This window comes from Paenibacillus sp. R14(2021) (genome assembly GCF_019431355.1).
Taxonomy (GTDB): domain Bacteria; phylum Bacillota; class Bacilli; order Paenibacillales; family Paenibacillaceae; genus Paenibacillus_Z.
On sequence record NZ_CP080269.1, the window covers coordinates 3,622,167 to 3,634,544 of the forward strand.

15 protein-coding genes are annotated in these 12,378 nt (G+C 48.1%); all 15 read right to left on the minus strand.

Annotation, left to right across the window (positions count from 1 at the left end; all coding sequences use genetic code 11):
* Positions 1–24: 24 nt before the first annotated feature.
* Positions 25–2,235 (minus strand): motility associated factor glycosyltransferase family protein, encoded by a 2,211-nt coding sequence (locus tag KXU80_RS16895; RefSeq protein ID WP_219834392.1) that lies wholly within the window; start codon positions 2,233–2,235, stop codon positions 25–27.
* Between the two features lie 188 nt (positions 2,236–2,423).
* On the minus strand, positions 2,424–2,750 hold the full coding sequence (locus KXU80_RS16900) for a flagellar protein FliT (RefSeq protein WP_219834393.1): 327 nt from the start codon (positions 2,748–2,750) through the stop codon (positions 2,424–2,426).
* Positions 2,743–3,129, minus strand: a complete 387-nt coding sequence (gene fliS / locus KXU80_RS16905; protein ID WP_219834394.1) for a flagellar export chaperone FliS — start codon at positions 3,127–3,129, stop codon at positions 2,743–2,745. Before fliS ends, KXU80_RS16900 begins: the two co-directional genes overlap by 8 nt.
* A 13-nt stretch (positions 3,130–3,142) precedes the next feature.
* Entirely contained in the window at positions 3,143–4,678 is a 1,536-nt protein-coding gene (gene fliD / locus KXU80_RS16910) for a flagellar filament capping protein FliD (protein WP_219834395.1), read from the minus strand.
* Between the two features lie 14 nt (positions 4,679–4,692).
* Positions 4,693–5,097, minus strand: coding sequence for a flagellar protein FlaG (locus tag KXU80_RS16915; protein WP_258171041.1), 405 nt, complete (start codon positions 5,095–5,097; stop codon positions 4,693–4,695).
* A 125-nt stretch (positions 5,098–5,222) separates the two neighbouring features.
* Positions 5,223–5,990, minus strand: a complete 768-nt coding sequence (locus KXU80_RS16920) for a flagellin N-terminal helical domain-containing protein (protein ID WP_219834396.1) — start codon at positions 5,988–5,990, stop codon at positions 5,223–5,225.
* A gap of 243 nt (positions 5,991–6,233) precedes the next feature.
* A complete protein-coding gene (locus KXU80_RS16925; RefSeq protein WP_219834397.1) occupies positions 6,234–7,001 on the minus strand; it encodes a flagellin N-terminal helical domain-containing protein in 768 nt (255 codons plus the stop codon).
* A 116-nt stretch (positions 7,002–7,117) separates the two neighbouring features.
* The gene (gene csrA / locus KXU80_RS16930; RefSeq protein ID WP_219834398.1) at positions 7,118–7,366 is read right to left on the minus strand and encodes a carbon storage regulator CsrA; all 249 of its coding nucleotides are present in this window, start codon (positions 7,364–7,366) and stop codon (positions 7,118–7,120) included.
* Between the two features lie 14 nt (positions 7,367–7,380).
* Positions 7,381–7,815 carry a flagellar assembly protein FliW gene (fliW, locus tag KXU80_RS16935; RefSeq protein WP_219834399.1) on the minus strand — a complete coding sequence of 145 codons (435 nt, stop codon included), beginning with the start codon at positions 7,813–7,815 and terminating at the stop codon, positions 7,381–7,383.
* Between the two features lie 102 nt (positions 7,816–7,917).
* A complete protein-coding gene (locus KXU80_RS16940) occupies positions 7,918–8,487 on the minus strand; it encodes a DUF6470 family protein (RefSeq protein WP_219834400.1) in 570 nt (189 codons plus the stop codon).
* A 13-nt stretch (positions 8,488–8,500) separates the two neighbouring features.
* A complete protein-coding gene (gene flgL, locus KXU80_RS16945; RefSeq protein ID WP_219834401.1) occupies positions 8,501–9,415 on the minus strand; it encodes a flagellar hook-associated protein FlgL in 915 nt (304 codons plus the stop codon).
* 18 nt (positions 9,416–9,433) lie between these two features.
* On the minus strand, positions 9,434–10,966 hold the full coding sequence (flgK, locus tag KXU80_RS16950) for a flagellar hook-associated protein FlgK (protein WP_219834402.1): 1,533 nt from the start codon (positions 10,964–10,966) through the stop codon (positions 9,434–9,436).
* A gap of 11 nt (positions 10,967–10,977) precedes the next feature.
* Positions 10,978–11,478: a flagellar protein FlgN gene (locus KXU80_RS16955; protein ID WP_219834403.1), complete on the minus strand. Its 501-nt coding sequence runs from the start codon at positions 11,476–11,478 to the stop codon at positions 10,978–10,980.
* 10 nt (positions 11,479–11,488) lie between these two features.
* On the minus strand, positions 11,489–11,767 hold the full coding sequence (flgM, locus tag KXU80_RS16960; RefSeq protein WP_219834404.1) for a flagellar biosynthesis anti-sigma factor FlgM: 279 nt from the start codon (positions 11,765–11,767) through the stop codon (positions 11,489–11,491).
* A gap of 151 nt (positions 11,768–11,918) precedes the next feature.
* Positions 11,919–12,347, minus strand: a complete 429-nt coding sequence (locus tag KXU80_RS16965; protein WP_219834405.1) for a flagellar protein — start codon at positions 12,345–12,347, stop codon at positions 11,919–11,921.
* Between the last annotated feature and the right edge of the window lie 31 nt (positions 12,348–12,378).

Below are 12,378 nucleotides of genomic sequence, written 5' to 3' on the forward strand. Positions count from 1 at the left end.
CCTAAGCTTACTACCGCTGGAATCTCACTGCACGCCGATCGTTTGATTGTTCAGTTCAACCCTGTTCACCGCTTCCTTCACGATTGCGCCCACCATCGGCAAGCTTGCTGCTATCGCTTCAGCGAGGGTCCCGACTACCTTGCAAAACAAGTCGGCCTTCTTTATCACATTTCTCTCTTCTACCAGCTCCGGCAGATCGCGGTCGTATGTACGAAGATCATTAGGAAGAATAAAAACCAAAGAGAACTCGAACACCTTGCTATGCATGACGGATTCCCATAGCTCCTCGATTTCAACCATTGTTTTATGACACTTCTGCGGCTTCACGCGGCTTAATGCTTGAAGCCCGCTTAGCTTTTGACCGATCCGTTTTAGCGTTGCTTCCATACGAATGATTTGTTCCGGCGTTTCAATCAAGCGATTGGCAATGGCCTGCTGGTGCAAATCATCTGGTGGACTGAGATGGGTTTCCATCGCCTTCGCAACCATATCGGAGGGCACATTGATGTTCGCGAGCCGCTTCAGCACGCTTGCCATGGTCTTCCACTCCGTATGCTTGATTTTCGCTCCGATTTGCGACGTGTTCGTGAATTTAATTTGGGGGTACCTGCCCAATAGCTTCTCGATTTCGCCGAGCGTAACTTTCATCATGTCGTTCGAACGGTTCATCCCGCCCTGAACGTTTTCAACTTGAAGGCTGGCCGCGGTGACCATCGCTTTGCTCTTCTCCAGCGTGACATGTTTGGCGCCGGTGGCATACATCTGCTCCGTAGGGTAGGAGAAATCCTGCCCCGTAAACACGATCTCCGTACAGCCCATAAAGATGGCTGCTTGGATAGCAGGTCCTGTTACCGAAGGCGTGGAACTGAACAGCGGCTCCCCTTCCTCCAAACCAAGATAGTAGTTGGTGGTAAAATCATTTTCCGGCAAGAAGTACATGAGCTTCGTTTTGTCCTTGAGAATCGTATACTTGAGCTGCGGCCCGTATAGAAGAGGGACGTCATCCAAATCAAGATGTCTAAAGGCGGCATCATTCGCTTCTGAATAGTCAAGCGAAACGACTAAATGAGGCGTAATACCGAAATGCTTCAACGATTGAACCGCTGTCCCGGCTGCGATGATCAGCGCATGGTTTTGAAGCTGACGCAAGATCTCGATATCCTTCTCCAAAGAAGGTCCGGCACCGACGATTACGGCCGTTTGTCCTTTCAGCTTGTCTCTCATCCCCCGGATCGAAGGCGATTGAATGAGATGCGCCAAATTGTACAGCTTGTTCTGATACAGCTGGATGCCATAATAAGCAGCTGTCTTAGAAGACATTTCAAAATGCATAATGGCTTTCTTCGCATCCTCGAAAAATTCAAGCTTTCTCTGCTGATCCACTCGATCATACGGAGGAAGCGATGTAACGGCCGTGTCGCCTTTAGCAAACTTAACAAACTTGAAAAACGATTTATGTCTTAAGGTTTCGTTCCAGCCTACGATCAACAGTTCAATCTTAAGGTTGGCGAACAACTCCTGAAAATCAACGACCTGCAGTGCGGCAAGCATGACTTGTTCATCCGGCTCGTAAATGACCCACTTCTGATTCGGATACCTCTGCGACAGCTTCGACAGATGATAACCAAATCCAATGCCGTAAACGATCACATTGGTTTTGCCGGCCAACGTTTCGTCCATGGATTCGCTCCAAAGCCCGGCCTCATGTTCTGGATCATAGTTGCTGTATAAATACATCATTTTATTTTCCTTCGTACGCATGTAGAGGTTCGGAGAGCCGTTGCTTGCATACGTCACCTGGCAGTAAGACGGGTCGAGACTTAAGGGCTTGAGCAATTGATAAGCCTGCGGGTGATGCTTCTCCAGATAGGCAAGATTGGCTGCTATTCTGCGATCGACAACTTCTTGTTCTTCTCCGAGCTTGGTTGCAAATGCATGGACGATTTCAGCAAGCTCATATCTGATGCAGTCGCCGGCATGAACGAATTGTTCTTCGTCCATTAGTCGGTTCAGTTCCGCGAATTTCACAGCAAGCTGATCCGAGAAGTTTGCAATGCTTGAGAGTAGAACATGATCCGCCGCCTTGGCCTCAAGCTCGCTTCTAATCCAGTTGACGGTCTTATACAGATCGTCCATACCTTGAAGCAATTCTCCGAATTCCGTCCACGCCTGATCGTTGACAGGAACGTAAAACAAATCAGATACGGAGCTGCACGCCTGCAGCAATCTAGGCAAAAAAACCTTAACTTCCTCAAGCATAGATTCGAGTTCTGTTGTGTCGCTTCGCATGTGTCTTCCACCATTCTTTTGCTGAAATGAAGTCGGCGCGACTGTTATCCCTATCGGGAGTCCGCCGCGCCCATTATGAAACATTCATTACCGTTACTATTTAGGTGCCTATTCACGGAAGCCGATTTATCCTATCAGTTCCGTTTATCCATCATGAAGGCATCCATATGATCGTTATGCTTATATGCGTTTTTCTGCTTCTTGAAAGCTTGCAGGCGAACAAGCGCCGATGCTGCTTCATTCTTTAATCGATCCATGTGTCCCATAATGGAAGCATCATACTGTAATATGGCTTGAACCAGCTTCTTATGTTCCACAGACAATTCCACTTCTCCAGCAATTCGATCAGTAAGTAGTTGTCTTAACTCGACAAGCTGCTCAAAACGCTCATAGTCCTCTGATTGGCCTGTCTCGCTCAAATACTTCGTCTCTACCAGCACTTGCTGCAGCAAATTATCCATGAATACTCGCTGCCGGTGCCGGTTTGGGTGCTTGCGTCCATGAGGCCTTCAAATCAATCAAATGCGAAAGCACTTCTACTGCCGGTTCCTTGTCTTTTTTCATATTTGCACTGATAAGCTGGTGAAGCATATATTCATAAATTTGCGCCAATTCAGAGGAGATTGGGTATTGGAAGTTTAACGAAGCGATTAATTCATGAACGATGTTCTGTGCTTTAATCAAATTGGTATTGGCCTTTTCAATATTGCGATGGTCGATCGCTTCGATGCCTTGCTTTATAAAGCGGATAGCCCCATCGTAAAGCATAATAATAAGCTGCGCAGGAGAAGCTGTCTGGACGGATTGTTGTTGATATTTCTCATATGGGTTAGGTACCATACCATTCGCTCCTTTATTGCGATGCTCCAAATAGACTGCTGCCTTGTGAATTATATCGATTCATTGCCGTTTCCATAGCAGTGAACTTTTGGTAATAGCTGGTTTCGAGTCTATTTAAGTGATCACTTTCCTCGTTGATTCGATCATCGAGAGAACGCAATCTATCACCAAATGTACTGTCCAGCAAGAACGAACTGTTCTTATCCGCACTGTACTTTGATGTACCCACTCGACTAGCTAATTCGTCAAGAGAAGACATGATGACGTTGGACAATCTGTTGAACAGCCCATTGTCCGGATTGGTTGCCGATACTTTCTTGATCGGATCCGATTCCTTGGTTTGCTGCGTGAAGAACTTCATCACTTGATCCGGGTCCGCCTCGATCGCTGCTCTAAGCTTCGATTCGTCTTTGATAACAAGCTTACCGCGGTTCTCCCATGCTGACGAATCGATTCCCATCTCGCCTAAAACGAGTGGTTTTCCATCGATTGTGATCGGCGAAATGGAGGAGAGTCTAATATCGCCCATCAGTTTCGTAAGCGTAGCATCTCCATTCAGGAGACCGCTCTTTGCTTTATCCTCCCAAAGGGTGATTTCGCTGTCTTTCATCCCTTCCTTTTGCTCTGCCGTCAGCGGAGCATACTTTCTGTAACGCGCTTCGTTTACCTTGCTTGTCACTGTATCGAGAACGTCGTTAAAATCTTTGATAAACGACTTGATCGTGTCCATGACCGTATCCGTATTGGTAACGATATTTAACGTAGTCGGCGTTCCCGCACTTGGAGCATTAAGCGTAATTTCGACTCCGTTTTCGGTGAACACATTGCTGCTCCGTGTTGTTGCAATGCCGTTAATGACGAGACTTGCGTCCTTCCCCTGATCTGCAGCCGAAGAAATAGCGGGTAAGCTAAAGTTTGCAAGCAAACCCGATGTGTCGGTCAATGCAATACTTCCTGCACCCGTTTCCTTCGAAGAGATTGACATCCGGCCGGTTACGCTATCGATGAAAGCATTCACCTTCGCCGGGCTGTTGTTAATCGCCGCGACGACATCTGATAATTTATCCGTCTCGTTAACCGTGACGGTCACAGGCGGTTTGCTGCCATTCTGCAGATTAAACGAAACTTTACCTCCAACTGCCGTATACGCGATTTTCCCTGCAGTCTGAAGTTCGCTCAGCGTTTTACTTTTATCGATGCCGCCAGCAATATCGGCTGTGCTCGTTACTTTCGCTGCGGTTGCGAGATTCGTCACTTCAATGTTAATCGCACCTGCTGCTGCACCCGAACCCGCTTTGGCGCTGACTGCCGTCATATTACCGCTGATATTGACTTGTTTAGCCGCTATTCCGCTCTGCAGGCCGTATGTAAACAATTTATTGTTGCGAAAATCGACCAATTTAGACGTTACATCACGGTATTGCTCCCGCTGCCATTCCAATGTCGTTTTTTGCTGATTTAGTCGATCCAGAGGACCTTTCTTTGCAGTAACCAACTGTTTAACGATGGAATCGATGTCCATGCCCGAACCTAAACCTGTAATCCTCACAATAAAGCCCTCCTTTATACTTTCCTATCTATGAGTATTCCTGCGAACTCCATCATCTTAGCGACCAAATCCAATGTTTTCTCAGGCGGGATTTCTCGAATCAGCTCGCCTGTTTCTTTATTCATCACTTTAATGGTAATCGTCTTTGTTGCCTCATGCATCTTAATTTCGCATGTTGTGTCTGGACCTTCTATAGCCTTTACCGCTCTATCGATTGCCTTAATGAGCTGCGCGTCTCCGAGCGACACATCCATGCCTTCCAATTCTGCAGTCCGCAGCTCTTTACCCGTTTGGACTGATTTCACTGCAGCAGCATCTTGCGCAACTGCATTGCTGCTTTGCGAACTTGATTGGCCTCCAGTAGATATTGGAATGTCCACCGGCGAATTACCGCTGCCGCTAACCGATTTAATACTCACACGCTCACTCCGCTCTATTGTTTATTACTTCTTATATCGACGATCTACCTTGTAATTATTAATGTTCATATAAAAAAACAGAGACCTTAGTTAAACTAAGATCTCTGTTTAAGCTCATGCTGCGATTAACGAAGCAGGGAAAGAACGCCTTGCGGTGCGGAGTTCGCTTGTGCGAGCATCGCTTGCGAAGCTTGCAGCAGGATGTTGTTCTTCGTAAGGTCGACCATTTCCTTCGCCATATCCGTATCGCGGATACGGGATTCGGAAGCCGTCAAGTTCTCGACAGTCGTACCCAAGTTGTTGGACGTGTACTCCAAACGGTTTTGCTTCGCACCGAGCGTTGCGCGCTGCGTGGAAGTTTGTTTGATCGCATCTTCAACGGCAGACAAAGCCGAGCCGCTTGAAAGACCCGTGATACCCGTAGTATCAATACCCGAAATCGTAATTGTCGAGGAAGCATCGTCAGCTTGGATCGTTGCGCCGGATGTAATGCTGATACCATTGAACTTCGTGTTCGTGAAGATCGAATCGATTTGGGAACCGAGTTGATCAAGTTCCAAGTCAATGTTCGATTTGTCGGTAGTCGAGTACGTGCCGTTCAATTTTTGAACGTTCAGTTCCTTCATACGCGTCAGCATGGAGCTAACTTCGTTCATAGCGCCCTCTGCTGTTTGTACGTAGGAAATACCGTCTTGCACGTTGCGTTGCGCTTGCTCGAGACCGCGGATTTGACCGCGCATTTTCTCGGATACTGCCAAGCCTGCAGCATCGTCAGCCGCACGGTTGATACGAAGACCGGAAGACAGCTTCTCCATGCTTTTGCTAGCTGCTGAGCTGTTAAGCGTCATGTTACGGTGCGTGTTTACTGCTTGCAGATTGTGGTTAATACGCATTTGAAATTTCCTCCCTGAATGGTTGTTGGATTCCCACATCCGTGTGGTATACCGTGATAAAGTCGATCGTCCTTATCCGGCCGTAGTTACTATATCGGTGCATCGACGTGTCTTGTTTATAGCGTTTCGTCGTTTTTCTGCATTTTTTGCAGTATTCTCTACCTATTCACAACGAAAGCCGTTTACGTAAAAAAAACAGAGACCTTAGTTAAACTAAGATCTCTGTTTAAGCTCATGCTGCGATTAACGAAGCAGGGAAAGAACGCCTTGCGGTGCGGAGTTCGCTTGTGCGAGCATCGCTTGCGAAGCTTGCAGCAGGATGTTGTTCTTCGTAAGGTCGACCATTTCCTTCGCCATATCCGTATCGCGGATACGGGATTCGGAAGCCGTCAAGTTCTCGACAGTCGTACCCAAGTTGTTGGACGTGTACTCCAGACGGTTTTGCTTCGCACCAAGCGTTGCGCGCTGCGTGGACGTATTTTTGATTGCAGTCTCAATATCAGTCAATGTCGAAGTATTATCAAGAGCCGTGATACCAGTGGTATCAATACCGGCAATCGTAATCGTCGAGGATGCATCATCAGCTTGGATGGTTGCGCCAGCGGTAATGCTGATACCGTTGAACTTCGTGTTCGTGAAGATCGAGTCGATTTGGGAACCGAGTTGATCAAGCTCCAAGTTAATGTTCGATTTGTCGGTAGTCGAGTACGTGCCGTTCAATTTTTGAACGTTCAGTTCTTTCATACGCGTCAGCATGGAGCTAACTTCGTTCATAGCGCCCTCTGCTGTTTGTACGTAGGAAATCCCGTCTTGTACGTTGCGTTGTGCTTGCTCAAGACCGCGGATTTGGCCGCGCATTTTCTCGGATACTGCCAAGCCTGCAGCATCATCAGCCGCACGGTTGATACGAAGACCGGAAGACAGCTTCTCCATGCTTTTGCTCGCTGCCGTGCTGTTAAGGGACATGTTGCGGTGCGTGTTTACTGCTTGAAGATTGTGGTTAATACGCATTTGAAATTTCCTCCCTGAATGGTTGTTGGATTCCCACATCCGTGTGGTATGCCGTGATAAAGTCGATCGCCCTTATCCGGCTCTAATTACTATATCGGTGCAGCGATGTATCTTGTTTATAGTATTTCATCGTTTTTCTGCATTTTTTGCAGCTGATCCTTCAAGATTTGTATGTTCGATATTTGCGTGACCGCTTCCAAGTTGCTTTGTTTGACTTGTACGCAAATTTCCTTGCGTAAAATCTCTACCTCACGAGGCGCCTTAAAACCAAGCTTTATTGTATCGCCGTTCACTTCAAGTACCGTGATCTCAATATTGTCTTGAATAACGACGGCTTCACCTTTCTTACGTGCAAGTACAAGCATCAGAAAATCCTCCCTTATCGCTTCTCCTTAGTAAACAGCGGATGCCTGGCCATGTAGGTTGACCTGCCAAGAACAACTTGCTTGCCTTCGCAGTTATCTTGATTGATAACTACCGGAGCGACAAGATTAATCGTAGCTGTCTCCAGCCCTTTACTCACACTTATAATCGACCGGACTAGGACCTGCTCGGTTCCGGTTATCTGCAGTTCAGCAACAGCTGACTCAGGGAGCTCGAAATCATAGTCTGGATAGAAGAGAAACGGATCCGAAATAATAAAGCTCAGCTTCTCATCCTGCGTCGATTGTAAAAATGCAAACGGACGGTCGTTCTCCGGTGCGATAATCACAAAGGATTTCTGTTCTTCAAAACCGGGAAGCCCTTGAGCAAAATGGTATATTTTTGTTTCAGCAATGGTCAGCTTGCCGAACCGGCTTGTCTGCAGTTCCATAGAAATAGGTTCACACTCCTCATCATAGCTCCATCATAAAGAAAAATGCTATAGAATGAAACCGATTTCGGCTTCCCTATAGCATACCTGGTTCCGCTTGAACTATACGCGTAAGTCCAGCTCAGCAACATGAAATGAAATGGACGGATATTGCTGCATATAAATCTTCACTCCGCCGCGCTGGTAGTTAATTTCAGGCTTATGGGTCTGCACCTGAATATCCACTTTCCCTACATCGATTTGAACATCTGGCTTATTAATTGTAAACTCGATGTCCACATTATGAAACGATGCCGGTCCAAACACTTCAAGCTTCGGACCTCCCGCGATCATATCCTCCAGCGCAATGTCTGGAATCGGATTTTGCTTATTACGCAAATCGCCCATACGATTGCCCTTCTCGACAATATGGGCGATGCCTTGCAGCGCAATCTCTGGCATTTGAGAGTAGATCCGCTGCCGAAAAGCCTCCGGTTTGCCCCCATTAAACGCTTCCCACATCCGATCCTGATTTAAATTCAATTCAGGCATTGGCGTCGGTGCACTGATTTTGGTTGGCGTTGTCTGTACCTCAACATCCGCAGGTCTTGATTGAATATTATAACTACCCGTCTGGGACTCTATCCCAATCTGGGCACGCTGGGATTCAGCTTGAATATAGGGAAGTTTCATCCGCATTCACCTGCTAATGTAGAAAATCAACCAAGGACGGAGAAATGACTTTAGCTCCTACCGACAACGAGGCCTGATAGATATTCTCGTTAATCTTCGAATCAATGAGAAGCTTATCATAGTCCGCATCTTCGGTCTTCGACTGCATATCCGTCAAATTGATGCCCAGATCATCCAAGCGGTTCTGCATCAGCTCGATCCGATTCACCTTTGCACCGACCTCTGACCGGGCATTGGTGATTTTAGCATCCCTGCTTGCGAGATTTCCTAGCTGCGCAGCGGCTCCGGCTTGGTTGCCCACTGCAAAATTGCTGATAATATTGTCAAGGACCGAGAATACATTATCCGCCTCTACCGGATTGCCGGTACCGAAAACCTCATTGCCCGATATGTTAACAGGCAGCGTAACTCCGACACCGACTGCATAAGATACATCGCCTGCATCCGTAACGACTTGTTTCGCATCAAAGCCAGGCGCATTCACATCATAAGGCAATTTATCGAATTGCTGGCCGTTGAATACATATTTACCGTTTAGTTTGCTGTTTGCAATGTCGATCAATTGGCTCTTCAGCTGCGTAAGCTCACTATTGATACTGTCCAGCGCATCCTGAGGGTTTGTTCCATTTGAACCGTTTACGGTCAATTCTTTAATACGCTTCATAACATCGCCCGCTTGCCCGAGCACTGTATCATTGAAATCCAGCCACGAATGCGCGGCATCGGCATTTTTCTGAAACTGTTCATTCGAGGCGAGCTCCGTCCGGTAACGGAGCGAATACGTGATACCGACAGGATCATCGGAAGGCTTGTTGATTTTGCGGCCGGTTGTAAGTTGATTCTGCAGGCTGTCCATCTGAGCCAGGTTGCGATTTAAGTTGCGTGACAGCTGCATGTGCATCATTCCCGGTGTTACGCGCAAGGACATCTGAGTTAGCTCCTATTCTTAGCGGCCGACAACGCCGGTTCCGTTAATCAGTTTTTCAAGCAATTGATCGAAGGTGGTCATGAAACGGGCAGCTGCGCCGTACGCGTGCTGATATTTCACCAAGTCCGACATTTCCTCGTCGAGAGAAACGCCGCTGACGGCCTGACGATTGCTGTCGACCTGCTCGGTCTGTGCAGTGGAATTCTGATATTGTCGCAAGGCTTCTTGGGATTGTACGCCCAATGCGCCTACCATGGAGCTGTAAAAGTTGTTGATTGTTGCCTCGGAGATTCCATTCCCGGTTGCACTCTGGTCAAAGGTGAATTTCACTTCGTTCAGCCCGGACATCAGCAAGGCCAGACTGTTATTACCTACGACAACTGTACTTGTTCCACCCGTAGTAGTGGTGCGCATGGAAGTGGCGATATTGTTCGTGTCACTTGTTATGTTGGCATTTAACTGCATGCTCGCGGCTGTAAAACCCGTCGCCCCAGCCTTAAATGTAAAGAAGTCATCTGCGCCTGTGGCTGGATTGCCCATGGTATAACCAAGTTTATGAAGTCCGTTAATCCCTTGGACGGTCATCGTCGTTGCCGTCGCAAGCGGCGTCGTCGTCCCGGGAAGGACGGAGCCCGCAGGAACGGTCACCTGGATATTTCCCGTAGCCAGCGTATTCGCCAGCGTATCCAGCTGTTTAACATAATCTGCGACATAGACATCCCGCGATGTAATCATGCCAAACACTTCGCCGCTGTTGAGATCGCCGGTCTGAAAAGCCGCCTCCAGCGCCGCCGGTGTAAGCGGAGTAACTGTATCGCCGGCTACCAGGTTCGTGCCGCCCATGGAAATGTTATAGCCTTCCGGCGCCTGCGTCACGTTAATGTTGACGATCTGGGAGAGCTTGTCCGTAAGGAGGTCACGCTGGTCTCGAAGATCGTTGGCATCGTCTCCGAGCGATTCGATGCGCCGGATTTGCGTATTCAACGAAGAAATCGTGTTGATATACGTATTGGCTTCCGTTGCCTTCACGTCGATGCTGCTCGTCAAATCGGCGCTTAAATCCTGCATTTGCTTGCTGGTCTGATTGAAAGAGTCTGTCAACGCAAGCGCGGTTTCGCGGACGATTTTGCGGCCGGTTACGTTCTCGGGATCCTTACTGAGATCCGACCAAGCCTGGTAGAACTTGTCCATAACGGTTCGAATACCGGAATCCGAGGGTTCGTTTACGATGGATTCCAGTTTGTTCAGCGTATCGGATTGGACGGACCAAGCGCCGAGATATTTGCTTTGGTTGCGGAACTGGTCATCCAAGAACGAAGTCCGAACGCGATTGATGGCGGTTGCTTCGACGCCCGTACCCAGCTGCCCGGCCGAAGTAGAACGGTTTATGCCGAAGGCCTCCATCGGCCTGGCCGCCGTCATCGTGACACGCTGGCGCGAATACCCCTCCGTGTTTGCATTTGATATATTGTGACCTACCGTATTAATGGAGGTTTGCTGTGCAAACAGACTTCGTTTTGCCGTCTCAATCGAATGGAATGTCGATGTCATTGAATTGCCTCCTAACCTCTTGTATCGAATGCGCTGCTTCTGGACGATTGGTAGCCAGCGCTTTGCGGGTGCTGATAAGTGACGTCATTGCTAGGATCCTCAACCATTAAATCGATCGAGTAGTCGATGAACTTCAGCGATTGCTCAATTAACTGCTGATTCAGCTGATTGACCTTCTGGAGCTCTTCAAGCGAATCCCGAAGCACCGCGTGAAGCTCCGTAAGTCGTAATTTCTCTTGAGGCGACGTGACCGTCCGAATCATTTCCGTAATTTTGCCGCCCTTGTAACGAAGCATGCCAAGACTCGAAAAATATTGTCCCGACAGTCTCATCCGCTGCTGCTCCAGCTCCTCCGCCCGCTTCAGAAGCTTCCGTTCCTTCTGCATCGTGGCATTTAACTGATCCACCTTATTGCCAACAAGATAGGGCGTTTTCTCTCTGGCCAGCGCAAGCAGCTGCACATAGATGTCCGCTTGCTCTTCCAGCGTTGCGATTATCGTCTCCACGATCATGGCTGCTCACCTATTCTTGTTTATGATTTTTCAAAAAGGGCAGCAGCTTCTCGGCGATCTTGCCGGATTCCACATGGTACGAGCCCGAGCTCACGGATTGCTTAAGTTCATCGATCAGCTTCGTTCTATTCGGGTCACTCACGCGGCTGTAAGACAGCATTTCTTGCGCTTCCGCGGAAATCTGTACCTCGTCCGTCTTCTTCTTGCGGCCGAGCGCGCCCGCTTGCTGATCGCTTTGCTTCTGATACGGATTAACCGCGTTGATCCGCTGCGTATGATTGATTTTCACTTTAATCCCTCCAAACAATTTCAAAAAACCGATTCGCTGTTACACCTATTATCGGCATTTCCACTCAATTATTTATAGATAAGTACGCGAATATAGAACACCCGGCATTTGGACGTCAAAAGTCCGCTTTGCCGGGTGCTTGTCATGTGTATTATTTGCGGTTATTGCGGTCCATGATTCGATACGCAGATGCTGCTGATGATGACAGCTTCTCCGACTCTTTCGTTTCCTTCTCTTGCTGCGCGATGGTCTTCGGCGTGTTCACCTCATGGAGCAGCTTAGCTCTGCAGCTGTCGCACTTCGTATTCTCCCGAATCAACGTGCCGCACATCTCGCACGGATACATGAGATTTGGAGCGCCGACCAGCGAAATCCGGCCTTCTTTAATAAATTTAGTAATTTGCTTAATCGTTACTCCCGTTGCGTCTGCGAGCTCGTTGATATGAGCACCTTTATTTTTCCTAAGGTAATCTGCGCATATTGTATACTCGTTGTCGATGGCTTTAATGCATGCGGGACAAACATCGCGGAAGTTTTTGGCGTAAAGTTTGCCGCAGCGCGGACAGTTATCGAGTTCCATTATTCCATGCTCCCTTCCAGGCAGCCAATCT

What these genes read in the sequence shown, in the direction of transcription:
- KXU80_RS16920 (WP_219834396.1), bottom strand. Translation starts at nt 5,990, where the DNA reads ATGCGTATTAACCACAATCTGCAAGCAGTAAACACGCACCGTAACATG.
- flgL (WP_219834401.1), bottom strand. Translation starts at nt 9,415, where the DNA reads ATGTCCTTGCGCGTAACACCGGGAATGATGCACATGCAGCTGTCACGC.
- flgK (WP_219834402.1), bottom strand. Translation starts at nt 10,966, where the DNA reads ATGACATCGACATTCCATTCGATTGAGACGGCAAAACGAAGTCTGTTT.
- KXU80_RS16900 (WP_219834393.1), bottom strand. Translation starts at nt 2,750, where the DNA reads ATGGATAATTTGCTGCAGCAAGTGCTGGTAGAGACGAAGTATTTGAGC.
- KXU80_RS16940 (WP_219834400.1), bottom strand. Translation starts at nt 8,487, where the DNA reads ATGAAACTTCCCTATATTCAAGCTGAATCCCAGCGTGCCCAGATTGGG.
- csrA (WP_219834398.1), bottom strand. Translation starts at nt 7,366, where the DNA reads ATGCTTGTACTTGCACGTAAGAAAGGTGAAGCCGTCGTTATTCAAGAC.
- KXU80_RS16925 (WP_219834397.1), bottom strand. Translation starts at nt 7,001, where the DNA reads ATGCGTATTAACCACAATCTTCAAGCAGTAAACACGCACCGCAACATG.
- fliS (WP_219834394.1), bottom strand. Translation starts at nt 3,129, where the DNA reads ATGGTACCTAACCCATATGAGAAATATCAACAACAATCCGTCCAGACA.
- KXU80_RS16955 (WP_219834403.1), bottom strand. Translation starts at nt 11,478, where the DNA reads ATGATCGTGGAGACGATAATCGCAACGCTGGAAGAGCAAGCGGACATC.
- KXU80_RS16965 (WP_219834405.1), bottom strand. Translation starts at nt 12,347, where the DNA reads ATGGAACTCGATAACTGTCCGCGCTGCGGCAAACTTTACGCCAAAAAC.
- fliW (WP_219834399.1), bottom strand. Translation starts at nt 7,815, where the DNA reads ATGGAACTGCAGACAAGCCGGTTCGGCAAGCTGACCATTGCTGAAACA.